Below are 22,957 nucleotides of genomic sequence, written 5' to 3' on the forward strand. Positions count from 1 at the left end.
CCCGCCCGTGCTCCGATACACGCTCACACGAGGAGCCCTGCTGATCGCAGGGCTCCTCGTGTCGAGCGTGCTGATATTCCTCACCCTGCGCGTCTTCCCCGGAGACGTGGCGCAGCTGATCGCCGGAACGCAGGCGAGCCAGGCGCAGGTCGACGCCATCCGTGAATCGCTCGGGCTCGACCGACCGTTGCCCGTGCAGTACGCGGAGTGGATCGGGGGCATCCTGCACGGCGACCTCGGCACCTCGCAGCTGAGCGGGGCGTCGGTGGGCGCCGAGCTCGCGCAGAAGGCGCAGGTGACGGTGCCGCTGGGACTGATGTCGCTGACGATCGCGCTGCTCATCGCCGTGCCGTTCGGCATCGTCTCGGCCATGCTCCGCGGCCGCGCGGGCGGCACCGCGACGAACTTCATCGCGCAGGCCGTGGCGGCCGTGCCGGTGATCTGGGCGGGGATGCTGCTGGTGCTGGTGTTCGCGCACGGACTGCACTGGCTGCCGGCGCAGGGCTTCCCGATCGCCGGCTGGGCGAAGCCCGGGAAGGCCTTCGAGTCGCTCATCCTGCCCGCCCTGACCATCGGCCTCGTCGAGGGCGCGATGCTGATGCGCTTCGTGCGCAGCGCCACCCTGCAGGCGGCCGGCCAGGACTTCGTGCGCACCGCAGCGGCGAAGGGGCTCACGCGACGCCGTGCGCTCGTGCAGCACGGCATCCCCGCCGTGGGTCTGTCCATCGTCACCGTGCTCGGCCTGCAGGTCGCCGGAATCATCGTCGGCTCGGTCGTGATCGAGCAGTTGTTCACCCTTCCCGGCATCGGACGGATGCTGGTCACCGACGTCGGCACCCGCGATCTGGTCAAGGTGCAGAGCGAGCTGCTCGTGCTGACCGGCTTCGTGCTGGTGATCGGATTCCTCGTCGACCTCGTGCACCACGCGATCGACCCACGACAGCGGGAGGCGGAATGAACTGGCGCTCCCGGCTCTGGGCCTCCCGTATCGGCCGATTCGCCGCCATCGTCGTCGCCGTGGTCGCCCTGACCGCGCTCATCTCGCTGTTCTGGACGCCCTTCGACCCGCTCATCGGGAGCATCCGCGACCGCTGGGCCGCCCCGGGGTGGCCGCATCTGCTGGGCACCGATGGCACAGGGCGCGACATCCTCAGCCTCATCATGGTCGGCGCGCGCACGACGGTGTTCGTCAGCGTCGGCGCCGGGATCGTGGCGACGCTGGTCGGCATCGCCCTCGCCGCGCTGGGTGCGCTCACCACCCGCTGGGTGCGCGAAACCGTCGCCGTACTTGTCGACATCCTGATCGCGTTCCCGGTGCTGCTCATCGCGATGATGATCTCGGCGGTGTGGGGCGGGTCGCTGTGGGTCGTGGTGTTCTCGGTCGGGATCGGATTCGGCGTGAACATCGCCAGGGTGACGCGCCCCGAGCTGCGCCGCGTGCAGCGGAGCGACTTCGTGCTCGCCGGCAGGGCGAACGGTCTCACGCCGGGCGAGAACCTCGTGCAGCATCTGCTGCCCAACGTCGCCCCGGTCTTCATCGTGCAGCTGTCCTGGTCGATGGCCGTCGCCGTGCTCGCCGAGGCCGGCCTGTCGTATCTGGGCTTCGGCGCCTCGGTCTCGCAGCCGTCCTGGGGTCTGCTGCTGGCCGACCTGCAGCGCTACATCGGTGTGCATCCCCTGTCGGTGCTGTGGCCGGGGCTGGCGATCACGCTGACCGTGCTCGCCCTGAACCTGCTCGGCGACGCGCTGCGCGAGGCGACCGATCCGACGCTCTCGGCGCGCGGCTCGAAGCGCCGCGCCGCGGAGGCGCACGTACCCGGGGTGGTGTCATGAGTCTGGTCGTGCAGGATCTCGTGATCGAGATCGACGGACGACGCGTCGTCGACGGAGTCTCGTTCGAGGTCGCGGAGGGCGAGCGGCTCGGGCTGATCGGCGAGTCGGGCTCCGGCAAGTCGCTGACGGCGCTCGCGGCGATGGGGCTGCTCCCCGAGGAGGCGTCGGCGAGCGGCAGCATCCGCTGGGACGGCACCGAGATCATCGGTCTGCTGGACCGGCGGATGGCGCAGCTGCGCGGTGACCAGATCGGCATGGTGTTCCAGGAGCCGCGCACGGCCCTGAACCCGATCCGCACGGTGGGGCGGCAGATCGCCGAGGCGGTGCGCATCCACGAGCGCATCCCGAAGGCCGAGGCGCGCCGGCGCGCGATCGAGGCGGCCGCGCAGGTGCGACTGCCCGACCCCGAGAGCATCATCGACAGGTATCCGCACCAGCTGTCCGGCGGTCAGCGGCAGCGCGTCGCGATCGCGATGGCCCTGGCGGCGAATCCCCGCCTGCTGATCGCGGATGAGCCGACCACCGCCCTCGACGTGACGATCCAGGCAGAGATCCTGCATCTGCTGCTGGCCCTTGTGCAGGAGCGCGGGATGTCGCTGGTGTTCATCACGCACGACCTCGCCGTGCTGGCCCAGGTCGCCACGAACGGCGTCGTGCTCGAAGACGGCCGCGTGGTGGAGCGCGCGCCGGTGAGCACGCTGCTCAGCGCCCCGCAGTCCCCCATCACCCAGGGGCTGCTGCGCGATGCCACTGCGACACTGTGGCGCCCGGAAGGCGGTGGGGCATGAGCGCTTCGTCAAGCTCAGGACGGCGCCTGATCGAGGCATCCGGCCTCAGCCGCGAGTTCCGACTGCCGAAGAAGTCGATGTTCGAGCGCACCCGCATGAACACCGCCCTGCATCCGACCGACCTGCGGATCGCCGAGGGCGAGTCGCTCGGCGTGATCGGGGAATCGGGCTCGGGCAAGTCGACGCTGGTGCGCCTGCTGCTGGGCCTGGACCGGCCGACCACGGGCCGCGTGATGGTCGACGGGCGCGAGGTCGACGCGTCGGCGAGCGCGCGGTCGCTGCACTGGCTGCGCCGGCAGACCGGTCTGGTCTTCCAGGACCCGTACGCATCGCTGGACCCGCGGATGTCGGCGGGGCGGATCATCTCCGAGCCGCTGCGCGCGCTCGACATCGACGGCGACCACCGCGCGCGGGTGCGTGAGGTGCTCGAACAGGTCGGACTGGACGCAGACATGGCGGACCGGCATCCGCACGAGTTCTCCGGCGGTCAGCGGCAGCGCATCGCGCTGGCGCGCGCGATCGCGCACCGCCCGCGCATCCTCGTCGGCGACGAGCCGCTGTCGGCGCTCGACGTCACCGTGCGCGCGCAGATCCTCGAACTGCTCGCCGAACTGCGGCGCACCGAGAACCTGACGGTCATTCTCGTGTCGCACGACATCGGGGTCGTGCAGCACCTCAGCGACACGGTGGCCGTGATGAAGGACGGCAGGATCGTGGAGCACGGCTCGACGGATGCCGTGCTGCGGCATCCGAAGCAGGACTACACGAAGGCGCTGCTCGCCGCGATCCCCGTCATCCCTGAGAACCCGGCGTCCTGAGCGACAGCTGCAGGAACTGCACGCCGAGGTCGCGGCCGAACTTCTCGCCGACGTTCCGCAGCGCGCCGGCGTCTGTGAAGCCCGCCTTGCGGTGCAGCGCGAGCGAGGCGTCAGCGCCCTCCACGATCACCGCGATCACCTCACGGAGCCCCGCGGCCCGGCAGGCGTCGAGGAACTGCGCCATCAGCGCCCAGCCGTAGCCCTGACCGGCGGTTCCGGGAGCGAGGTAGATCGAGTTCTCGACGGTGTACCGGTACGCCGACTTCGGCGACCACGGCTGAGCGAGCGCATATCCGATCAGCTCTCCGTCGTCGGTCTCGGCCACCAGGAACGGCAGACCGGCGGCCCGGATCCTCGTCGCCTTCGCTGCCCAGTCCTCGTCGGTGGACTCGGTCTCGTCGAACGTGACGACCGACTCGCGCACGTAGTGGTTGTAGATCGCGCGGATGCCGGAGAGGTCGCCGTCGGAGACCGGACGGGTTCTCATGCCTCTCCCCCGACTCGCCAGTCGACGGGATCGGCGCCCTGCTGGGCGAGCAGCTCGTTCGCTCGGGAGAACGGCCGGGAGCCGAAGAACCCGCGACTCGCGGACAGCGGTGAGGGATGCGCGGATTCGATGATCGGAGTCCGGTCGAGCAGGGGCTTGAGACCACGGGCATCCGCGCCCCACAGGACGGCGACGAGCGGCCGGTCGCGCGCGACCAGCGCCCGGATCGCGAGCTCGGTCACCTGCTCCCAGCCCCAGCCGCGGTGGGATGCCGGGGTGCCGGGCCGCACCGTGAGCACCCTGTTCAGCAGCAGCACGCCCTGATCGCTCCACGCGGTCAGATCGCCGTGCGGTGCGGGCGGGATGCCGAGGTCGGTCTGACGCTCCTTGTAGATGTTGCCCAGACTGCGCGGCAGCGGCCGCACATCGGCCTCCACCGCGAAGGACAGGCCGATCGGGTGCCCCGGCGTCGGGTACGGATCCTGACCGGTGATCAGCACCTTGACGTCGTCGAGCGGCCGCTGGAACGCGCGCAGCACGTTCGCCCCTGCCGGAAGGTAGCCGCGGCCGGCAGCTTGCTCGGCACGCAGCCGGTCACCGAGCTCGGTGATCACCGGCTGCACGGGCGCGAGCGCCTCGGCCCAGCCCGGATCGAGCTGCCCGTCGGCGGCGAGCTCGACGAGCGTCCTGGACATCAGAGTGCGCTCCGGTCGCTCGAGACGACCACGCCGTCCTCGCCGGGCGAGACGCGCCAGACGCTGCCCTCTCCGGCGATCCGCAGACCGTCGGGCCCGGCGATCAGGGTGGTGCTCTCGTCGAGTCCCACGCCGCCGTCGACGGCCCCGGCCTCGGTCGCCGCGATCAGGCGGGACAACGCGCCCCACTGCGCGACGTGCACGTCGACGGACACGTCGACCAGGCCGATGCCAGGGGCGATGGTGAGCTCGTCGAGTCGCTGCGAGACGCCCTCCGGCGCCACGGGCACGCCGCCGATGAGCCGGCCGCCGAGGATGGCGCGCTCGGCGGCGATCATCGCGCCGGCGGAGAATCCCAGGTACGGCGTGCCGCCGGCGACGGCCGCGCGGATGCGGTCGAAGCTCGCCTCCAGGGCGGCGTGATAGGCCGGCGTCCGGCCGCCGCCGATCACGATCGCGTGCACGCCGTCGAACACGGCCGGGTCGACGACGTCGTCCTCTGCGACGGCCACGAGACGGATGTCGAAGGCGGCGGCGCCGTCGGCGGTGATCGCCTCCACAAGGTCGCGGGCATGCCCGGTGCCGCCGTTCTCGCGGACGGTGACGACCACGACGACCGGAGTCTCATCGTCGGGTGCTGTGGCGCGCACGTCCGCGGTGAACGGCGCGAAGGCCGTGCGTCCGAAGCCGCCGCCGACGAGGTGGACGCCCACGTTCAGTCCTCGATCCGCGGGCGCAGCGGACCGCGCGCCAGCAGGTGCGAGGCGGCCTGCGCCACCGGCCGGATCACGATCAGGTCGAGGTTCACGTGCGCGGGGGCGTTCAGCGCATAGGCGGCGACGTCGGCGACGTCCTCCGCGACCAGCGGCGCCTCCACGCCCGAGTAGACGGCCTCGGCCGCGACCGCATCTCCGCCGAGGCGGCGCAGCGTGAACTCCTCGGTGTGCACCATGCCGGGGGCGATCTCGGTGATGCGGATCGGCTCGCCGTTCAGCTCCAGACGCAGCACCTGCGGGATCATCGACTCCGCCGCCTTCGCAGCGTTGTATCCGCCGCCGCCCGGATAGGCCCCGCGCGCGGCGACCGAGGTCACGAACAGCAGGTCGGCGTGACCATCGACGGCCGCCTCACGAAGCTGCGGCAGCAGCGCCGCGGTGAGCTGCTGGGCGGCGATCACGTTCGACTCGTACATCCAGCGCCACTGCTCCGCCGACCCGCCCTCCACGCGATCGGTGCCTCGCGCACCGCCGGCGACGTGAACGAGCGCGTGCACCGGGCCGGTCTCGGCGAGATGAGCCGTGAGGGCTTCGATCTGCGCAGCATCCGTGAGGTCGGCGGCGAAGGCTGTCGAACCGGTCTCGGCCGCCAGCGCCTCCAGCCGCTCCGCCCGCCGGGCCACGCCCACGACATCCCACCCGGAGGCGCGGAGCGCCCGCACCGTCGCCTCGCCGATACCGGTGCTCGCGCCGGTCACCACTGCACGTCTGTTCGCCATGACTCAACCGTACGACGGATACCGCCGGTGTCAGTGGCGCGCACACCGGACCGGTTGTTACGTCACATTTCCCGCTCCTTGTTGACAGACATCGTTCTTCCGTACTGTCACTGGAAGGCATCCGCCGCATCCACTCGCTTCCATCCCTGGGGGAACCTCATGTCCGCAGCTGAGAACTGGCGTTTCGAGACCAAGCAGATCCATTCCGGCGCCGCGCCCGACCCCGTCACCAAGGCTCGCGCGACGCCGATCTACCAGACCACGTCGTACGTCTTCGACAACGCAGACCACGCCGCGAACCTGTTCGCCCTGGCCGAGTTCGGCAACATCTACACCCGCATCCAGAACCCCACCCAGGACGTGCTCGAGCAGCGCCTCGCCGCGCTCGAGGGCGGCACCGGCGCGCTGGTGCTCTCCAGCGGCCAGGCGGCGTCGACCTTCGCCATCCTGAACATCGCGCAGGCCGGTGACCACTTCGTCGCCTCCAGCTCGATCTACGGCGGCACCTACAACCTGTTCAAGTACACGCTCGCCAAGCTCGGCATCGATGTCACGTTCGTCGAGAACCAGGATGACATCGAGGAGTGGCGTCGCGCGGTGCGCCCGAACACCAAGCTGCTGTTCGCCGAGACCATCGGCAACCCGCAGATCAACGTGCTCGACATCCGCGCCGTCGCCGACGTCGCCCACGAGAACGGCGTCCCCCTGATCGTCGACAACACGATCGCCACCCCGTACCTGATCCGCCCCTTCGAGCACGGCGCCGACATCATCGTGCACTCCGTGACCAAGTTCCTCGGCGGCCACGGCACCACCATCGGCGGCGTCGTCATCGACGGCGGCACGTTCGAGTGGTCGAAGAACGTGGACAAGTTCCCCGGGCTGACGGTGCCGGACCCGTCGTACCACGGCGCCTCGTACACCGCTGCGGTCGGCGATCCGCTGGCGTACATCATCAAGGCCCGCGTGCAGCTGCTGCGCGACCTCGGCTCGGCGATCGCCCCGCAGAGCGCCTGGAACCTCATCCAGGGCGTGGAGACCCTGTCGCTGCGCGTCGAGCGTCACGTGCAGAATGCGCAGGAGATCGCCGAGTGGCTCGAGAACCACGACGACGTCGCCAGCGTGAACTACTCCGGCCTGCCGTCCTCGCCGTGGTACGCCAAGGCGAACCACTACGCACCGAAGGGCGTCGGCGCCGTGCTCTCGTTCGAGCTCAAGGGCGGGGTGGAGGCCGGTCGCGAGTTCGTGAACAGCCTCACGCTGTTCAGCCACCTCGCCAACATCGGCGACGTCCGCTCGCTGGTCATCCACCCCGCATCGACGACGCACGCGCAGCTCACCCCCGAGCAGCAGCTCACCGCCGGCGTCACGCCGGGCCTGGTGCGCCTCTCGGTCGGACTGGAGAACATCGACGACCTCAAGGCCGACCTCGAGCAGGCTCTCGCGGCCGCCCGCGCCGTGACCGAGGCCGCTCGCGCCTGACTCCCTCCTCCTCAGGGACACGGATGCCCCGGACCGTCTGGTCCGGGGCATCTTGCGTGTGAGGCGATCGGAGCTTCTGCCGGACCTCGGAGTCCGCAGGATCAGGGTCTGCAGGCCACCACGGAGTCGTAGGACAGCACGCCGTTGCCGCCGAGAATCGTCACGTCTTCCGGTTTCGTCCGGACCAGATCGGTGACCGTCGGGACGGGAACGCATGACCTCGGCGTCAGGTACAGCGGGCCGGTTGCCGTCTTCTGCAGCGAGGCGGCGGCGAGCGCGTCGGGGAAAGTCCCACCCGCGGCGAGATAGGCATGATCCGCCGCTCCGGGATAGGCGAGCCGCGACACTGCGATGGAGGTCGCGTACCGGTCCGCGCCCGAGGCGCGACTCACCGTGACCCCCGTGCCGAACGACGACGCCAGTCCCGACGATACTGCGCCGGTGCCGCCGAGCACCGTGACCTGTTTCGTACCGAGCCGCTTGAGCGCCGCCACCGTCGCGGCGTCCGCCTTCCGCGCCTTGCCGTCCACCAGCAGGATCGGCGCGCCGAGTGCCTGGGCGGCCGGCACCGCGGCGAGTGCATCCGGGAAGTCTCGCCCGGTCGCGACAAGCGCCCGCTGCGCCGTCCCCGCCCCGTACGCCGAGGCGATGATCGCCCGCGATGTCGCATAGCGGTCCGCGCCACCGATCCTCGTCACAACCGGCACCAGCGAGCGCACCTGCTTCAGCACGGCATCGGACACCACACCCGCCCCGCCGACGACGACGACCTTGGCGGGTCGCAACCTGGTCAGTTCGGCCTTCGTCGCCGGAGGCAGAGATGATGCACCGGTCAGAAGCAGAGCGGAGCCGGTCTTCGCGACCACCGGCCCGGCGGACAGCGCGTCTGCGAACGACGTCCCCGAAGCGATGTAGACCGTGCGCGGACCGGCGCTCGGAAACGCCTTTCGGGACACTGCCGCCGCCGTCGCATAGCGGTCGGCGCCGGCCGCCCGGCCGACCGCGGTGTCGACCACCGCGTTATAACAGAAGTACTGACTCATCGGGATGCCGCCGGGCACCGTGGCGGTCTCCACCAGGCATACCCTCTGTCCTGCGGCGGAGGCGGGGACGACCAGCTTTCCGCCGGCTGAGGCCGTCATGAGTACGTTGCGACTGAGATCGACGCTATCCGACCACCTGGCGGGCTCTCCCAGGACGAGACGATCCACGATGGTCGCATCGGATGCCGACCACTCAGCGGGAGTCAAGGAGACCGGGCTGCCCACCGCGAGGGTGGTGCTGGCCGGTGCGATTGCGTTCTGCGTCGGATACGCCGATGCGACCGTTGCCGTCACACACGACTGCGGGGCGACCGAGCCGGCGCTGCTGAACGCGGCGCACACCGTATATGTCCCCGGGGGTGCCGGGTCGATCGCCGCAGTCAGCGGATGCAGGCCCACGACTCCGGGGTGCTGGGACGTCAGGCTCGCGGAGGGGGTGTCCACTCCTCCCCCGCTGACAATGGCTGACGGCGGCAATACGTTCTGAGGCACACCGCCGGGGCCGGTGTACGTGATCGCGAGGTCGGCGGAGACGGGGACGAAGTCGTTCCAGCTATCCGCCACCCATCCGTCGATGTACAGCCCGGATCGCCCGGAGTGTCCTCCGACGGTGTTCAGCCCGCCGGAGATCTTCCTGGCGGGCACCGTCACCTTGGTGCAACCGAGGTTGGTCCAGCTGCCCGCGGCAGGTTTCGGATCCGCGGGGGCCGCCTTCGCGCACACCGTGTACACGCCTGGCTTGGCGACATTCGCCGTCGTCGAGAACCCGTGGTGCACCGTATTGCCGAACCTCGGATCCTTGTCCGGGTGGTCGCTCACACCGTTCGTGAACGAGTGGGTGGACAGCAGCGGCTGGTCGTACGCCGTGGAGACCGCCCGACCGTCAGGTCCTGTGACCGTCACGTTCACCAGGTTGTTGTTCGTGTAGACATCGCGGGGATCCTTCGACCACCCGTAGATGTCCAGGTAGGGGCCGCCACTGAATTTGACCGCGACCCGCTCGATCCGGCCGCTCATGGTGACGGCCGCAGCCGCGGGCGGCGATGCGGCGATCGCCGCGGGAACCAGCAGCCCGATCATCGCGAGCACGAGGGCGATCCGGCGCATCTACGCGTCCTTTCATACCGGCAGGCAGCGCCCGCTCGACGCGAGACTACACCCGCAGAAGGCCGCGGAAGAACGCCGGTCTCACTCGTTCACAAGCACCGGCACGCCGATCGCGGCAGCGACCGCCTTGCCGCGCAGCCCGGCGGGCACCTCGATGCGGAACGCGATCGTCTCGGAGGGCACGCCGGCATGATCGTGATCGCCGTCCGCGTGCTGCTCGAAGCGCGCGGTGCCGAGCATGCGTCCACCGTCGTCGTAGAAGCCGGCGACCACCATCAGCTCGAGCACGTCGCTGACATCGGAGGTGATCTCGAGCTCGCCCGTGACGACCGCGCCGTCGAAGGCGACATCACGCACGACGAAGCGGTCATCGAACGGACCGGCGGCGAGTGGCACCCTCCCTGGGGCGGGATGCAGATCCTGCAGCGACGCGAGCTCCGGCTCCCCGCTCGGCGCGGGGAGGTCGGGGAACGTCGTCGCGATGACGGGCCGCGATGCGGCATCCTCTGCAGGCGGTGCGACGGATGCCGAGCATCCGGTCAGCAGCAGAGCGGTGACCGCGACCAGGGCGAGCGTGTGACGTCTCAAAGCCTTCTCCAGACAGGCCGAAGCGGGGGCGCCCGATCGGGGCGCCCCCGCCGGGTGGATCAGCGCACGCGGAGTGCGCCGGTGACGATGTCGAACAGATCGGTGTTGTCGATCGAGCCCTGCATCTTGTCGGAGCCGGCGCCGTAGGAGTAGATCGGCACGTCGGCACCGGTGTGGTTGCCCGACAGGTAGGTCAGCCACAGGCTCGCCTCGGGGCTGCCGTCCTTGACGTCCTTCGGGTCGTCCGCAGTGCGGAACGTCGCCGGGGCGAAGTTGTGCGGGTCGTTCGAGCCTGCGCCGTTCACGATGCCGGTGGAACGCGAAGCATCCTTCGTGTTGCCGCCGGCGCGCGAGGGCGTGGAGTTGTTCGCGGTGTTCCCGCCGTCCACGTTGACCGGCGGGTTCGCCGCCTCGGCGTTGGTGAACGAGCCCTTCTCGATGATGTTGAAGCCCGCGCACTCGTGGTCGGCGGTGACGATGACCAGGGTGTGACCGTCCTTCTTCGCGAAGTCGAGCGCTGCCTTGACCGCGTCGTCGAAGGCCTTGATCTCCTCGAGCGTCTGAGCCGCGTCATTGGCGTGCGAGCGCTTGTCGATGAGCGCGCCCTCGACCTGCAGGTAGAAGCCCTTGCCCTTCTTGCCCTTGCCCTCCAGCAGCGAGATCGCCTTGGTGGTCATCGCGGCGAGGTTCGGCTCCTTGGCCTGGATCGACTGCGGGTTCTCGCGCTTGGCCTTCTCGATCGTCAGGTTGCCCTGGTTGAACAGGCCGAACACCTTGTCGCCCTTCGCGCCGGCGAGGTCGGCTCCGGTAGCGACCGTCTGCGATGCAGGCGATCCGAGCACGGTGTAGCCCTGGGCGCGCAGCGCCTTCTCGTCCGCGGCGTCGAAGCGGCTCAGACCGCCGCCGAGGATGACGTCGGCGGTGCCGTTACGGGCGATCTGCTTCGCCACCGGCGTGACGCGCAGGTCGTCGGTGGGCAGCTCCGCGCCGGTGACCTCGGCGTCCTGGCAGGACTTCGCCGAGTACACGGGGCCCTGGCATCCGCGGGCCAGCACGTGGCTCATCTGACCGGCAGGGGTGGCGTCGGTGATCTCGGCGGTGCTCACGTTGCCGGTGCGGTAGCCGGCCTTTTTGGCCAGTTCCATGGCGGTCGGCACGAGCGTGCCCTTGGCGTCGACGCCGAGCGCGGCGTTGTAGGTCTTCACGCCCGACGACCACGCGGTCGCGGCGGATGCGGAGTCCGTGACGTAGTTCGGCTCGAAGCCGTCCTCTCCGGGCTGCGCGGAGCCCTTCTGCACGGCGTACGTGCTGACGTACCCGTGCGAGGGCATGGTCTCCATGTTCAGGCGCCCGTCGGCGCCGTAGTACCTCTCGCGACCGGCCGACACGTGGGTGCGTCCCATCCCGTCTCCGACCAGGTAGATCACGTTCTTGACGCGGCCGTCGTTACGGCCGTCGTTGCCGTTCGCGGATGCGGATGCCGGGGCTGCCGCTGCCCCGACCAGCGATGCCGCGACGATCGCGACCAGCGCGCCGGTCGCGGCGAGCGCAGATGTCGTGCGCTTCATGAGGTTCTCCTCCGAGTGAGTGCGTAGGACGCCGACCGGCGCCGCCCCAGAGGTTAGGGATGCCAGGCGAGCGCAGCGCGAACGGCAGATGACGCGACGGTGAACGACTCCGCCACGCACTGCGTAACGTGCCACAGCCGCAGGGCGTCTCACGGAAGAATGGAGGCATGGACTGGCAGACGACCTCGGCAGACACGGTGCCCTCGCGGCGTGTGACCGAAGCGCAGTCCAGCATGATGCGGGCGCGTCCGCCGGCCACCGGTGCCTGGCGCGACGGCGACCCGGCCGGAGGCCGCAGCTTCACCGATCTGGGTGTCTTCCGCACCGAGAACGGCGCCGAGTTGCCCGGCATCCGCCTCGCCTGGGAGTCGTGGGGCGAACTGAACGCTGCGCGTGACAACGCGATCCTGATCCTGCACGCACTCACCGGCGACAGCCATGTGCGCGGTGAGGCGGGTCCCGGCCACCCGACCGCGGGCTGGTGGAACGACATCGTCGACGCCGGCGGCGCCATCGACACCGACGAGTGGTTCGTCATCGCGCCGAACATCCTGGGCGGATGCCAGGGCTCGACCGGTCCCGCGAGCATCGCACCGAACGGCCGGGAGTGGGCGTCCCGCTTCCCGTACCTGACGATCCGAGACCAGGTGTCGGCTCAGGTGAAGCTCGCCGATGCGCTCGGCATCGAGCGCTGGGCGGCCGTGATCGGCGGCTCGATGGGCGGCATGCACGCCCTGGAGTGGGCGGTCACGCACCCGGCCCGCGTCGAGCGTCTCGCGGTGCTGTCCTCTCCCCCGGTGACCACCGCCGACCAGCTCGCGCTGAACTTCGTGCAGCTCGAGACCGTGCGGATGGACCCGCGCTTCGACGACGGCGAGTACTACGACGCCGGGCTCGGTGACGGCCCGCACCGCGGGCTCGCCCTCGCGCGTCGCATGGCGCTGCTGAACTACCGCAGCCCGATCGAGCTGAACCAGCGCTTCCAGCGCTCCTGGCAGTCCGACTTGTCCCCGCTCGGCCGCGGCGGCCGGTTCGCGGTCGAGTCCTACCTCGACTTCCACGGCAACAAGTTCACCCGCCGGTTCGACGCGAACAGCTACCTGACTCTGGTCGAGGCGATGAACTCGCACGACGTCGGCCGCGACCGCGGCGGCGTCGAGGAGGCCCTGCACCGGGTCACGGCGAAGACGCTGGTGCTCGGCATCGACACCGACCGCCTGTTCCCCGTCGACGGGCAGCAGCGCATCGCGCGCAGCATCCCGCACACGATCGACGACGGTGCGGTCGTGCTGAACAGCGATTTCGGTCACGACGGCTTCCTCATCGAGACCGACGAGGTCGGCGGCCACCTGCGGCGGCTGCTCGAGGACTAGGCTGACCCCCATGCACGCGCAGCAGCAGCGATTTCTGAGCCCCCGGCCTCATGGCCGCGGGGCCGTCGACGCTCGCATGTAGCGCACCGGGTCTCCGTGGGCACGGCCGGGGGAAGCTCTCATCCTTCGCCAGCCCGCTTCCGCTTCCTGGAGACCTCATGTCGCACGACGATTACCTGACCGCCGACCAGCTCTGCCGCGCCCTGAACCTGCGCGACCTCACCGACCCCGCTCAGGGCGCACACGCCCTGCAGTCCCTTCTCGATTCCGTCGTCAGCGCGCTCGCGACTGCATGGGAAAGCTCCGTGCGCCTGGTGCGCAGCTCCCCCGTCGTCCCGGTGCGCGAGAACTACGATCGCCTCGGCTACCGACGCGACGATGTCACCCGCGCCCGCCGCTACACGCGGTACATCAGCCCCACCGTGATGCTGCGCAGCCACCTGAGCGCCGAGCTCCCGACGGCCCTCGAGGACTACGCCGGACGAGACGGGATCGATGAACTGATCGTTGCGCCTGGCCTCGCCTACCGGCGTGACGCCGTCGATCGCACGCATGTCGGAGAGCCCCACCAGGTCGACCTCTGGCGCATTCGCAGCGCCCCGGGCGTCGACGATGACGACATGCTCACGATGATCGGCCGTCTTGTCGAGGCTGTGCTCCCCGGCGCGGAGTGGCGGACGACGGACGTGGCGCACCCCTACACGGACGGCGGGCGCCAGATCGACGTGCTGCACGACGGCGAGTGGCTCGAGCTCGCCGAATGCGGGCGCATCCATCCCGACGTGCTGCGCGGTTCAGGGCTGGAACCTGAGCGGTGGTCCGGTCTGGCTCTCGGCATGGGTCTCGAACGCGCTCTGATGCTGCGCAAGGGGATCTCCGACATCCGGTACCTCCGTGCCGGGGACCCGCGGATCGCCACCCAGATGCTGGATCTCTAACCGTGGCGCCACGTCTCACCGCTGCCGGCAGCCCGGCGGGACATCTCGGTGGTGCTGGATGCGGAGCACGACGAGGAGACGCTCGGCGACCGCGTCCGGATCGCGCTCGGTGACGACGCGGACGTCGTCGAATCGGTCGAAGTACTCTCGCGCACGGCGCACGAGCAGCTGCCGGAGGCCGCCCGCTCCCGCCTCGGCACCGAGCGCGGTCAGGTGAACGTGCTGCTGCGGATCATCCTGCGCCCCATCGATCGCACGCTCACCTCGGACGAGGCCAACGCGATCCGCAACACGATCTACCGTGCCGTGCATGAGGGGCCGGTGCTGGAGCTGATCTGACGATGACCGGGCGCGTGCCGCGTCTAGCCGCGCTGGTACGTCCAGGGCAGGCGCCCGGTCGCGATGCGGTTGCGCGCGCCCGCCCCACCAGGACGCTCCGGATGCTGCTCATCACCCTCCCAGAGGAACACCCGCCCCTCGGCGGACTCCACGATGCGGGTCCGCCGCAGCTCGGGCTCACCGAGCGATGCGAACGCCTCAGCCGACGTGCGGTGCGGGAGCAGCCCGTGCAGGGTCACCCAGGTGGGCGGCCACAGCACCAGGTCTCCCGCGCCGTGCCTGCGCAGGGCCTCGGCTGGGGCGACCCATTCGGCGCGCTCGATCTCGCCGGGGTTCACGTGCACGTCCTCGCCGTCCTCCGCGGCGAGGAAGAACCAGGTGCGGATGCGCTTGGGCACCTCGCGCGGCGGTTCCCAGCACGACACGGTGACGAGGTCGCGAATTCGAATGCCGGCTTCTTCGGCGGTCTCGCGCACGGCGGCGGAGCGGGCGCGCTCCGTCTCATCGACGCCGACATCCCCCGGGTCGACCCTGCCGCCGGGGAACACCCACGACCCGGCGAAGGAACCGCGATCCGGGCGCAGCAGCATGAGGACCTGCATCCCGTCCGGGGCATCCCGCAGGACGACCGCGGTGCCGGCGACCGGGATGCCGTCCTCGAAGTCAGGCCTGTGCGGCATCCTCGATCGCCGCCTCGAGCCGTTCGATCTTGCCATCGATCTCGCCGCTGCGGCCGGGGCGGATGTCGGCCTTGAGCACCAGCGAGACCCGCGACCCGAACGGCATCACGGCCTCGGTGGCGCGCTTGACGACGTCCATGACCGTGTCCCAGTCAGGGCCCTCGATCTCGGTGAACATCGACGTCGTGCGGTGCGCGAGGCCCGAGTCACGCACCACCTTCACGGCGGCGGCGACGGCGTTGTGCACGGAGCCGTCGGGGCTCTCCGAGCCGTCCTGGGGCGCGCCGCTCGGGGCGACGGAGAAGGCGATGAGCATGGGATACCTCCGGTTGGTGGGTTCAGCGGTTCCGGCCGGCGGCCGGCACGCGCAGTACGGCGCCGATGCCGACCACGGCCAGCACGACGAGCAGGATGTTGCGGACGGTGAGCAGCAGCACGGGCAGCGGCTCGGCGCGCAGCAGCGCGTCGTAGGTCAGCGGGTACACGAGGAAGGTGAGCGCGCACAGTCCGAGCACCAGCAGCGCGGGTGTCACGGCACGTGCGCGGTCCAGGACCAGCCACAGGATGATCGGCGCGAACAGCCAGGTCTGGAACTGCGGTGACCCGACCTTGTTCGTGACGATCAGCAGCGTGACCAGCGTCAGCGCGAGCGGCGGGAACAGTCGCTGCCAGGTCGCGCCGCGGGCGGCCTTCACCGCGCCGAACACGGCGACGGCGATCACGACCAGCGCCATCAAGGGCGTCAGCAGGGTCGAGACGACGGCTGCGCCCGGCGCCCCGATCTGGAAGGTGAGGATCTCCTGGCTGTAGGCGATCGACGCCTGGCCGGAGGCCGCCATCCAGAGGAACGGTGTCGCCGCGACCGCCTCGATCTGCAGGCCGCGCCCTGTCTGCTGGCCGAGGAAGCCGAACAGCGCGCTGTCCGCGCCGAGCAGGAACAGCACGACGATGATGCCGGCGGTCACCGCGGCGGCCGTCAGCAGGACGCGGATGCGCTGCTTCACGGCGATGATCGCGGCGAGCACCAGCGCGGCCGGCCAGATCTTGATCCAGGCGCCGACGGTCAGCAGGGCGGTTCCGACGGCGGGTCGCGTGGCCAGCCAGAGTCCGCCGATGATCGCGAGCGGCACGGTCACGGCATCCAGGCGGTACATCGCGATCGGGCCGAGCAGCAGCAGCGCACCGCACCAGAACCAGCCGGCGATCCGCCGGCGGTGCGTGCGGCCCCGCCCCACGAGCACGGCGAAGCCCACCAGGTCGAGTGCGGTGACCAGCACCGCCCAGGCGATGAGATATGCGCCGAGCGATCCCATCGCCCCGACCAGCGGCAGCGAGAGCAGATAGGCGATGACCATCGGGATGAGCGCCAGCTGCGGGTAGACCCACGACTCGGTGATTCCCATGATCGCCCCGCCGCTGAGTGCCGAGTGCGACCAGGGCTGATAGACGAGCACGACGTCGCCCATCGGCTGGCTGGGCAGCACCCACCCGAACCAGGCGACGACCGCGTGCACGGCGATGAAGACCACCCAGAGTGCGATCGTGCCGGGCCGGATCCGAGCCCGGCTCATGCCAGCAGCTCCGCCACCGCGTAGGGCAGCGCGTCTGCGACGTCCAGAGCGACGATCGGATGCCCCGTCGCGCCGTTCTCGGCACCGGCGGCGATCGTCGCCGCCCGTCCGTGCAGCCAGGCGCCGGAGGCCGCGACCTCGACGGGGGCCGCGTCCGGGTTGGCAGCGAACAGTGCTCCGATCACGCCGGCCAGCACGTCGCCGGCACCGGCGGTCGCCAGCCAGCCTGGCGCGTTGGCCACCACGATCGTCATGCCGTCCGGTGCGCAGACCAGGGTGCGGGCCCCCTTCAGCAGCACGGTGCAGTTCAGCGTCTGCGCGACCTCCACGGCCTGCGCGGCACGACCCGCGTCATCCGCGAGGACGGCGCAGTCGAGCGCCATCCGGTCGCGCAGCCGGGCGAACTCGCCCGCATGCGGCGTGATGACCATCGGCGCTGTGCTTCCGCGGACCAGATCGAGGGCGCCGGCGTCCACGACCACCGGTCGATCCCCCGCGAGGATGCCGCGCAGCGCACGCTCCTCGTCATAGCCGCGTGCCGACACGGCGGACCGCCCGGCATCCGCGCGCGGCGCCCCCGGCAGCGCCACCGCCGCGGTCGCAGGGGCCGCACCGCGTCCGGCGCCGCCGACCCGTGCGCCGTCCGTGCCGGAGCCGATCACCCAGGCGTCCACGTGTGCGCCGGCATCCGCACCGATCACGGTCTCCGGGCGCCTGGCCAGCACGATGTCGGTGGCGGGGCCGGCGTAGCGTACGAAGCCGCAGCCGGTGCGCCAGGCCCCTTCGACACCGAGCACCGCGGCTCCCGGGTACCTCATCGATCCGGTGCGCAGCGCGACGACGCCGCGGGAGCGCTTGTCGTCGCCGGCCCCGGGCGCACGCAGGAAGCGCGCGACATCCGCACCGGTCCACTCACGCATGCCTCCACGTTAGCGCCGGCGGTCGGGCGGGGCGGTAGCGTCGATGTGTGAGCCTGCTGTTCTCCCCGCTGACCCTCCGTTCCCTCACCCTGCGCAACCGACTGTGGGTCTCGCCGATGTGCATGTACTCCGCCGTGGACGGTGTGCCCGGGGACTGGCATCACGTCCATCTGCCGCAGTTCGCCGACGGCGGCGCCGGCCTGATCATCGCCGAGGCCACGGCCGTGGTGCCGGAGGGCAGGATCTCGCCGCACGACACCGGCCTGTGGAACGACGTCCAACGCGAGGCCTGGGCGCCGATCGTGCGCAGCATCCACGATCGGGGCGCGCACGCCGGCATCCAGCTCGCTCACGCGGGCCGCAAGGCGTCGACCTGGTGGCCCTGGGCGGAGCAGCGGGGCTCGGTGCCCGCCGCCGAGGGCGGCTGGCCGACCGTCGCCCCCTCGGCGATCGCCTTCCAGGGCTTCGCCGACCCCGTCGCTCTCGACGGCGCCGGCATCGAGGGCGTCGTCACCGGCTTCGCGGATGCCGCGCGCCGTGCCTTGGATGCCGGGTTCGATCTGCTCGAGGTGCACGGCGCTCACGGCTACCTGCTGCACCAATTCCTCTCGCCGCTGTCGAATCTGCGCTCCGACGCCTACGGCGGCAGCCTCGAGAACCGTGCCAGGCTGCTGCTGCGCGTCATCGACGCGGTGCGCGATGTCGCCGGCGGGGCCGTCCCCATCCTTGTGCGCATCTCGGCCACCGATCACGCTGAGGGCGGTTTCACTCCCGAGGAAGCCGCGATCGTCGGCGGGTGGGCGGTCGAGCACGGCGCCGACCTCATCGACGTGTCCAGCGGCGGACTGGTGCTGCACCAGCAGATCGACCCGCACCCCGGATATCAGGTGCCTCTCGCCGAGATCGTGCGGCAAGGCGGACGGGTCACCACCGGCGCCGTCGGACTCATCACGACCGCCGAACAGGCCGAGCAGGTCATCGCATCCGGCAGCGCGGACGCGGTGCTCGCCGGCCGGGAATGGCTGCGCGACCCGCACTTCGGCCTGCGCGCCGCACACGAGCTCGGCGCGGACGTCGCCTGGCCGCCGCAGTACCTGCGTGCCCGCTGGCGCTGAGCGCCGGCGGGCACGCGTGGTTCAACGACCGTAGCCGCGCCGAGTGGCGTCCTGCACCTCGCCGACGAGCTCCTCGATGATGTCCTCCAGGAACAGCACGGCGGTGGTGTCGCCGTTGCGGTCGCGCACCCGCGCCAGGTGCCGCCCGGCACGCCGCATCGCGGTCAGCGCGTCTTCGAGGTCGGTGTCCTCCTGCACGGGCACCATGTGGTGGATGCGCTTCGCCGGCACCGGGACGGTGGCCCGCTGCGCGGCATCCGGTCCCTCGGCGGCGCGCAGGATGTCCTTCAGGTGCACGTATCCGACCGGCAGGCCATCGTCGTCGACGATCACGTACCGCGAGAAGCCGTAGCGGGCGACCGCCCGCTCGATCTCGTCCGGTGTGGTGTTCTGCGGCAGGGTGACCAGATCGCCCAGCGCCACAGCCACGTCGCGGGCCTTCTTGTCGGTGAACTCGACGACCGCCGCGACCGTGCCCGCGGCATCCGCCAGCACGCCCTCGCGACGGGACTGATCCACGATCGTGGCGACCTCGTCGAGGGTGAACGTCGAGGCGGCCTCGTTCTTCGGCTCCACCCGGAACAACCGCAGCACGGCGTTGGCCGAGGCGTTCAGGAACCAGATCACCGGCATGAAGACCTTCGAGATCCACACCAGCGGAGTCGCGAGCAGCAGCACCGCGCGATCAGGCAGCGAGAAGGCGAGGTTCTTCGGCACCATCTCGCCGAACACCACGTGCAGGAACGACACCAGCACCAGCGTGATGACGAACGCCGTCACGTCGACGACCGCGGTCGTCCAGCCCAGCGCCTCCAGCGGCACGGCGAGCAGGTGGTGGATCGCCGGTTCCGAGACGTTCAGGATCAGCAGCGAGCAGATCGTGATGCCCAGCTGCGAGGTCGCGAGCATGAGCGTGGCGTGCTCCATCGCGAACAGGGCCGTCTTCGCCGGGCGCGAGCCCTTCTCGGCGAGCGGCTCGATCTGCGATCGGCGCGCGGAGATGACGGCGAACTCGGCGCCGACGAAGAAGGCGTTGCCGAGCAGCAGCACGACAAGCCAGACGATTCCCGCCCAGTCGCTCATCGGTCGCCCTCCTCGTCGTCGGACACCGGGTCGGGCGTGAAACGGAGACGGTCGATGCGTCGGCCGTCCATGCGCACGACGTGCAGCACACCGTGCTCGGTGCGCACCTCGTCGCCGACGACCGGCACCCGCTCGAGCAGGCTCATGACGAAGCCGGCGACGGTGTCGTAGACATCGCCTTCGGGGACGTCTATGCCGGTCTGGGCGCGCAGCTCATCGGGCCGCAACTCGCCGGGGAACGTCACGGAGTCGGGTCTGCGGACGACGCCGGCGCGGGTGCGGTCGTGCTCGTCGGACACCTCGCCGACGATCTCCTCCACGAGATCCTCCAGGGTGACCAGTCCCGCGGTGCCGCCGTACTCGTCCACGACGATCGCGAGCTGGTAGCCCTTGGCGCGCAGCTCGGCGAGCAGGGCGTCCAGGTGCACGGTCTCCGGAACACGGAGCGGTTCGGTGCAGAGCGCTCCGACGGGGACCTCGGAACGCCGCTCGCGCGGCACGCCCACCGCGGCCTTGAGGTGCACGACACCGGTGATGTCGTCGAGGTCGTCACCGTGCACGGGGAAGCGGCTGAGACCGGTGCGACGGGCCAGCTGGATGACGTCGTCCGCGCTGTCGGATGCCGCGACGGACTGCATGCTCGGACGGGCCGTCATGATGTCGGCCGCCGTGAGGCGGGTGAACGTCAGACTGCGGTCGAGCAGGCTCGCGGTGTCCTCCTCGAGGACGCCCGCGCTGGCCGAGCGGCGCACCAGCGAGGAGAGCTCCTCTGCGCTGCGCGCGCCGGAGAGCTCCTCCTTGGGCTCGACGCCCATCGACCGCAGCACGGCGTTCGCGCTGCCGTTGAGCACCAGGATCGCGGGCTTGAACACCGCGGTGAACACGGTCTGGAACGGGAGCACCAGCTTCGCGGTCGCGATCGGCAGCGCCAGCGCGAAGTTCTTCGGCACCAGCTCTCCGAGGATCATCGACAGCAGCGTCGCGACGACCATCGCGACGACGACGGCGATCGGCCGGACAGCGGCCTCCGGCACACCCCAGGCGGTGAGCACCGGCGCCAGCAGGTTCGAGATCGCCGGCTCCATCGTGTAACCGGTCAGCAGCGTGGTCAGCGTGATGCCCAGCTGAGCCGACGACAGATGCGTCGACGTGATCTTCAGCGCCCGGATGGTGAGTCCGAGACGCGTCTCGCCACGGGCCTGCCGCGCTTCGAGGTCTGCGCGGTCGAGATTGACCAGTGCGAACTCGCTGGCGACGAACAGGCCGGTGCCGATCGTGAGGAGAAGCCCCACGCCCAACAGGATGTAATCCATCAGTTGATCCCCTCCGAATGAAGGAGGAGCGGGCGGTGGGGCGAGGGACTGCAAGAAGGAGGGTCGTCCATTGTGCGCACGATTCTACATAGTCGCGCTGTGTCCCCGCCTGTTCACCACGAGACCGGCAGCGCCTTGCCCTCCTCGTACCCGGCTGCGGACTGCAGTCCGACCAGCGCGCGCTCGTGGAACTCGGGAACGGTGGCCGCCCCGGCATAGGTGAACGAGGAACGGATGCCGGAGGTGATCATGTCGAGCAGATCCTCGATACCGGGACGCAGCGGATCGAGGTAGATCCGCGACGATGAGATGCCTTCCGCGAACAGCTCCTTGCGCGCCCGCTCGTAGGAGTCCAGCCGGCCGAACCTCGCCTGCACGGCCTTGGTCGACGCCATGCCCCAGGACTCCTTGAACACGCGCCCCTCGGCATCGTGCTGCAGCTCGCCCGGAGCCTCGATCGTGCCGGCGAACCAGGAGCCGACCATGACGGATGCTGCACCGGCGGCGAGCGCGAGCGCGACGTCGCGCGGGTACCGCACTCCCCCGTCCGCCCACACGTGCGCGCCGACCTGTCGAGCCGCCTCGGCGGTCTCCAGAACGGCGGAGAACTGCGGGCGTCCGACGGCTGTCATCATGCGCGTCGTGCACATCGCTCCTGGGCCGACCCCGACCTTGAGGATCGTGGCACCGGCGGAGACCAGGTCGCCGACGCCGTCGGCGGTGACGATGTTGCCCGCGACGATCGGGATGCCGAGATCCAGGTCCGCGACGAGGGACAGTGCGCGCAGCATCCCCTCCTGGTGCCCGTGGGCCGTGTCGACGACGAGCACGTCGACACCGGCGGCGGCCAGGGCCCTGGCCTTCTCGGCGACGTCGCCGTTGATGCCGACCGCGGCGGCGACGGCGAGGCGCCCCGAGCCGTCGACGGCCGGGCGGTACAGGTTCGAGCGCAGCGCGGTGCGGCGGCTGAGCGTGCCGACCAGGTGCCCGTGGTCGATCACCAGCGCCATCTCGGCGTCGAGGGCGTCCACGGCGTCGAACGCCGCGCGGCCCTCTCCGACGGTCTCCGCGTCGATCGCCGGAGCATGCGCATGCACGAGGTCGCCGAGCGCGGCATCCGGCAATGCGGTCGCGAGGCGTGTGGCCGGAAGGATGCCCGCGATCTGCTCGATCGACAGGCGGTCGTCACCCGACGGATGGGCCACGACGATCCCGTGCCCCTCGGTCGGCGGCAGCAGCCGAAGCGCGTCGGCGACGGTGGCCGACGGCGGCAGCACCAGCGGGGTGTCCCACCGCACCGGCTGGCGCTTGACCCAGCGGATCGCCGCGTCGAGCTCCTGCAGCGGCAGGTCCTGAGGCAGCACGCCCAGTCCGCCGCGCCGTGCGAGAGCTGCGGCCAGCCGGGGACCGGTCACCGAGTTCATGTTCGACGCCACCAGCGGAATGGTGGCGGGGGTGCCGTCGGCAGGGGCCAGATCGACCTGCAGGCGGCTGGTGATGCCCGAGCGCCGCGGCACCAGGAACACGTCCGAATACGTGAGGTCGACCATGGGTCGTTCGCCTGCAAACTCCATGGGTTCCACGGTACCGGGTGGGGCGGCGTGGCGGCGCTGCCGGATCAAGCGCTCGTGCAGGGAATGGCATTAGGCTTGAACCCCGTAACGTGTGCGGGTCTGCCCTGATCCGCTCATCAGACATTCAGCGATGAAAGAGGGCGATCG

The 22,957-nt window shown here is 70.5% G+C and carries 23 protein-coding genes; 9 read left to right on the top strand and 14 right to left on the bottom strand.

What is annotated here, in order from left to right; all coding sequences use genetic code 11:
- Positions 1-7: 7 nt before the first annotated feature.
- Genes ACFVAE_RS04600 through ACFVAE_RS04615 form a run of 4 tightly spaced genes read left to right on the top strand, consistent with a single transcriptional unit; the run spans position 8 to position 3,439 of the window.
- Positions 8-958, top strand: coding sequence for an ABC transporter permease (locus ACFVAE_RS04600; RefSeq protein WP_378888410.1), 951 nt, complete (start codon positions 8-10; stop codon positions 956-958).
- Entirely contained in the window at positions 955-1,833 is an 879-nt protein-coding gene (locus tag ACFVAE_RS04605) for an ABC transporter permease (protein ID WP_378888413.1), read from the top strand. Before ACFVAE_RS04600 ends, ACFVAE_RS04605 begins: the two co-directional genes overlap by 4 nt.
- Entirely contained in the window at positions 1,830-2,621 is a 792-nt protein-coding gene (locus tag ACFVAE_RS04610) for an ABC transporter ATP-binding protein (RefSeq protein ID WP_378888415.1), read from the top strand. Before ACFVAE_RS04605 ends, ACFVAE_RS04610 begins: the two co-directional genes overlap by 4 nt.
- Entirely contained in the window at positions 2,618-3,439 is an 822-nt protein-coding gene (locus ACFVAE_RS04615; protein ID WP_378888417.1) for an ABC transporter ATP-binding protein, read from the top strand. The genes ACFVAE_RS04610 and ACFVAE_RS04615 overlap by 4 nt, the downstream gene beginning before the upstream one ends.
- On the opposite strand, the gene ACFVAE_RS04620 is transcribed toward ACFVAE_RS04615, so the two are convergent.
- Genes ACFVAE_RS04620 through ACFVAE_RS04635 form a run of 4 tightly spaced genes read right to left on the bottom strand, consistent with a single transcriptional unit; the run spans position 3,414 to position 6,116 of the window.
- On the bottom strand, positions 3,414-3,926 hold the full coding sequence (locus ACFVAE_RS04620) for a GNAT family N-acetyltransferase (RefSeq protein WP_378888420.1): 513 nt from the start codon (positions 3,924-3,926) through the stop codon (positions 3,414-3,416). The genes ACFVAE_RS04615 and ACFVAE_RS04620 overlap by 26 nt on opposite strands.
- Positions 3,923-4,621, bottom strand: coding sequence for a uracil-DNA glycosylase (locus ACFVAE_RS04625; protein WP_378888422.1), 699 nt, complete (start codon positions 4,619-4,621; stop codon positions 3,923-3,925). The genes ACFVAE_RS04620 and ACFVAE_RS04625 overlap by 4 nt, the downstream gene beginning before the upstream one ends.
- Positions 4,621-5,334, bottom strand: coding sequence for a Type 1 glutamine amidotransferase-like domain-containing protein (locus ACFVAE_RS04630; protein ID WP_378888425.1), 714 nt, complete (start codon positions 5,332-5,334; stop codon positions 4,621-4,623). The genes ACFVAE_RS04625 and ACFVAE_RS04630 overlap by 1 nt, the downstream gene beginning before the upstream one ends.
- A 2-nt stretch (positions 5,335-5,336) precedes the next feature.
- The gene (locus ACFVAE_RS04635) at positions 5,337-6,116 is read right to left on the bottom strand and encodes an SDR family oxidoreductase (RefSeq protein ID WP_378888428.1); all 780 of its coding nucleotides are present in this window, start codon (positions 6,114-6,116) and stop codon (positions 5,337-5,339) included.
- A gap of 159 nt (positions 6,117-6,275) precedes the next feature.
- On the opposite strand from ACFVAE_RS04635, the gene ACFVAE_RS04640 reads away from it, so the two are divergent.
- A complete protein-coding gene (locus ACFVAE_RS04640) occupies positions 6,276-7,598 on the top strand; it encodes a bifunctional o-acetylhomoserine/o-acetylserine sulfhydrylase (protein ID WP_378888430.1) in 1,323 nt (440 codons plus the stop codon).
- A gap of 101 nt (positions 7,599-7,699) precedes the next feature.
- Here the strand turns inward: ACFVAE_RS04640 and ACFVAE_RS04645 are convergent, their stop codons facing one another.
- From ACFVAE_RS04645 to ACFVAE_RS04655, 3 genes are all read right to left on the bottom strand, one after another.
- Positions 7,700-9,748, bottom strand: coding sequence for a cell wall-binding repeat-containing protein (locus ACFVAE_RS04645; protein ID WP_378888432.1), 2,049 nt, complete (start codon positions 9,746-9,748; stop codon positions 7,700-7,702).
- A gap of 81 nt (positions 9,749-9,829) precedes the next feature.
- Complete coding sequence (locus tag ACFVAE_RS04650; protein ID WP_378888434.1) at positions 9,830-10,336, bottom strand: hypothetical protein; 507 nt, start codon at positions 10,334-10,336, stop codon at positions 9,830-9,832.
- Positions 10,337-10,395: 59 nt separating this feature from the next.
- Positions 10,396-11,904, bottom strand: coding sequence for an alkaline phosphatase (locus ACFVAE_RS04655; RefSeq protein WP_378888437.1), 1,509 nt, complete (start codon positions 11,902-11,904; stop codon positions 10,396-10,398).
- 167 nt (positions 11,905-12,071) lie between these two features.
- Between ACFVAE_RS04655 and ACFVAE_RS04660 the strand changes: the two genes are divergently transcribed.
- The 3 genes from ACFVAE_RS04660 (at position 12,072) to ACFVAE_RS04670 (ending at position 14,554) form a co-directional block, all read left to right on the top strand.
- Complete coding sequence (locus ACFVAE_RS04660) at positions 12,072-13,277, top strand: homoserine O-acetyltransferase (protein ID WP_378888439.1); 1,206 nt, start codon at positions 12,072-12,074, stop codon at positions 13,275-13,277.
- A 158-nt stretch (positions 13,278-13,435) separates the two neighbouring features.
- Positions 13,436-14,215 (top strand): hypothetical protein, encoded by a 780-nt coding sequence (locus tag ACFVAE_RS04665; RefSeq protein ID WP_378888442.1) that lies wholly within the window; start codon positions 13,436-13,438, stop codon positions 14,213-14,215.
- Between the two features lie 21 nt (positions 14,216-14,236).
- Positions 14,237-14,554 (top strand): hypothetical protein, encoded by a 318-nt coding sequence (locus ACFVAE_RS04670; RefSeq protein ID WP_378890486.1) that lies wholly within the window; start codon positions 14,237-14,239, stop codon positions 14,552-14,554.
- A gap of 23 nt (positions 14,555-14,577) precedes the next feature.
- Here the strand turns inward: ACFVAE_RS04670 and ACFVAE_RS04675 are convergent, their stop codons facing one another.
- The 4 genes from ACFVAE_RS04675 to ACFVAE_RS04690 are packed head-to-tail and all read right to left on the bottom strand — an operon-like array spanning position 14,578 to position 17,725.
- Complete coding sequence (locus ACFVAE_RS04675; protein ID WP_378888445.1) at positions 14,578-15,234, bottom strand: NUDIX domain-containing protein; 657 nt, start codon at positions 15,232-15,234, stop codon at positions 14,578-14,580.
- On the bottom strand, positions 15,218-15,550 hold the full coding sequence (locus ACFVAE_RS04680) for an MTH1187 family thiamine-binding protein (RefSeq protein WP_378888447.1): 333 nt from the start codon (positions 15,548-15,550) through the stop codon (positions 15,218-15,220). Before ACFVAE_RS04680 ends, ACFVAE_RS04675 begins: the two co-directional genes overlap by 17 nt.
- A gap of 22 nt (positions 15,551-15,572) precedes the next feature.
- Positions 15,573-16,805, bottom strand: coding sequence for a hypothetical protein (locus ACFVAE_RS04685; protein ID WP_378888450.1), 1,233 nt, complete (start codon positions 16,803-16,805; stop codon positions 15,573-15,575).
- Complete coding sequence (locus tag ACFVAE_RS04690; RefSeq protein ID WP_378888453.1) at positions 16,802-17,725, bottom strand: NAD(P)H-hydrate dehydratase; 924 nt, start codon at positions 17,723-17,725, stop codon at positions 16,802-16,804. Before ACFVAE_RS04690 ends, ACFVAE_RS04685 begins: the two co-directional genes overlap by 4 nt.
- Positions 17,726-17,772: 47 nt before the next feature.
- On the opposite strand from ACFVAE_RS04690, the gene ACFVAE_RS04695 reads away from it, so the two are divergent.
- Positions 17,773-18,840 carry an NADH:flavin oxidoreductase/NADH oxidase gene (locus tag ACFVAE_RS04695; protein WP_378888456.1) on the top strand — a complete coding sequence of 356 codons (1,068 nt, stop codon included), beginning with the start codon at positions 17,773-17,775 and terminating at the stop codon, positions 18,838-18,840.
- A 21-nt stretch (positions 18,841-18,861) separates the two neighbouring features.
- On the opposite strand, the gene ACFVAE_RS04700 is transcribed toward ACFVAE_RS04695, so the two are convergent.
- From ACFVAE_RS04700 to ACFVAE_RS04710, 3 genes are all read right to left on the bottom strand, one after another.
- On the bottom strand, positions 18,862-19,923 hold the full coding sequence (locus ACFVAE_RS04700; protein WP_378888458.1) for a hemolysin family protein: 1,062 nt from the start codon (positions 19,921-19,923) through the stop codon (positions 18,862-18,864).
- Entirely contained in the window at positions 19,920-21,236 is a 1,317-nt protein-coding gene (locus ACFVAE_RS04705) for a hemolysin family protein (RefSeq protein ID WP_378888461.1), read from the bottom strand. The genes ACFVAE_RS04700 and ACFVAE_RS04705 overlap by 4 nt, the downstream gene beginning before the upstream one ends.
- Before the next feature lie 113 nt (positions 21,237-21,349).
- Complete coding sequence (locus ACFVAE_RS04710; RefSeq protein ID WP_378888463.1) at positions 21,350-22,810, bottom strand: GuaB1 family IMP dehydrogenase-related protein; 1,461 nt, start codon at positions 22,808-22,810, stop codon at positions 21,350-21,352.
- Between the last annotated feature and the right edge of the window lie 147 nt (positions 22,811-22,957).

This window comes from Microbacterium sp. NPDC057659 (assembly GCF_042799915.1).
In the GTDB taxonomy this organism is placed as follows: domain Bacteria; phylum Actinomycetota; class Actinomycetes; order Actinomycetales; family Microbacteriaceae; genus Microbacterium.

What these genes read in the sequence shown, in the direction of transcription:
- ACFVAE_RS04605 (WP_378888413.1), top strand. Translation starts at nt 955, where the DNA reads ATGAACTGGCGCTCCCGGCTCTGGGCCTCCCGTATCGGCCGATTCGCC.
- ACFVAE_RS04610 (WP_378888415.1), top strand. Translation starts at nt 1,830, where the DNA reads ATGAGTCTGGTCGTGCAGGATCTCGTGATCGAGATCGACGGACGACGC.
- ACFVAE_RS04615 (WP_378888417.1), top strand. Translation starts at nt 2,618, where the DNA reads ATGAGCGCTTCGTCAAGCTCAGGACGGCGCCTGATCGAGGCATCCGGC.
- ACFVAE_RS04620 (WP_378888420.1), bottom strand. Translation starts at nt 3,926, where the DNA reads ATGAGAACCCGTCCGGTCTCCGACGGCGACCTCTCCGGCATCCGCGCG.
- ACFVAE_RS04625 (WP_378888422.1), bottom strand. Translation starts at nt 4,621, where the DNA reads ATGTCCAGGACGCTCGTCGAGCTCGCCGCCGACGGGCAGCTCGATCCG.
- ACFVAE_RS04635 (WP_378888428.1), bottom strand. Translation starts at nt 6,116, where the DNA reads ATGGCGAACAGACGTGCAGTGGTGACCGGCGCGAGCACCGGTATCGGC.
- ACFVAE_RS04640 (WP_378888430.1), top strand. Translation starts at nt 6,276, where the DNA reads ATGTCCGCAGCTGAGAACTGGCGTTTCGAGACCAAGCAGATCCATTCC.
- ACFVAE_RS04645 (WP_378888432.1), bottom strand. Translation starts at nt 9,748, where the DNA reads ATGCGCCGGATCGCCCTCGTGCTCGCGATGATCGGGCTGCTGGTTCCC.
- ACFVAE_RS04655 (WP_378888437.1), bottom strand. Translation starts at nt 11,904, where the DNA reads ATGAAGCGCACGACATCTGCGCTCGCCGCGACCGGCGCGCTGGTCGCG.
- ACFVAE_RS04660 (WP_378888439.1), top strand. Translation starts at nt 12,072, where the DNA reads ATGGACTGGCAGACGACCTCGGCAGACACGGTGCCCTCGCGGCGTGTG.
- ACFVAE_RS04665 (WP_378888442.1), top strand. Translation starts at nt 13,436, where the DNA reads ATGTCGCACGACGATTACCTGACCGCCGACCAGCTCTGCCGCGCCCTG.
- ACFVAE_RS04675 (WP_378888445.1), bottom strand. Translation starts at nt 15,234, where the DNA reads ATGCCGCACAGGCCTGACTTCGAGGACGGCATCCCGGTCGCCGGCACC.
- ACFVAE_RS04680 (WP_378888447.1), bottom strand. Translation starts at nt 15,550, where the DNA reads ATGCTCATCGCCTTCTCCGTCGCCCCGAGCGGCGCGCCCCAGGACGGC.
- ACFVAE_RS04685 (WP_378888450.1), bottom strand. Translation starts at nt 16,805, where the DNA reads ATGAGCCGGGCTCGGATCCGGCCCGGCACGATCGCACTCTGGGTGGTC.
- ACFVAE_RS04690 (WP_378888453.1), bottom strand. Translation starts at nt 17,725, where the DNA reads ATGCGTGAGTGGACCGGTGCGGATGTCGCGCGCTTCCTGCGTGCGCCC.
- ACFVAE_RS04700 (WP_378888458.1), bottom strand. Translation starts at nt 19,923, where the DNA reads ATGAGCGACTGGGCGGGAATCGTCTGGCTTGTCGTGCTGCTGCTCGGC.
- ACFVAE_RS04705 (WP_378888461.1), bottom strand. Translation starts at nt 21,236, where the DNA reads ATGGATTACATCCTGTTGGGCGTGGGGCTTCTCCTCACGATCGGCACC.
- ACFVAE_RS04710 (WP_378888463.1), bottom strand. Translation starts at nt 22,810, where the DNA reads ATGGAGTTTGCAGGCGAACGACCCATGGTCGACCTCACGTATTCGGAC.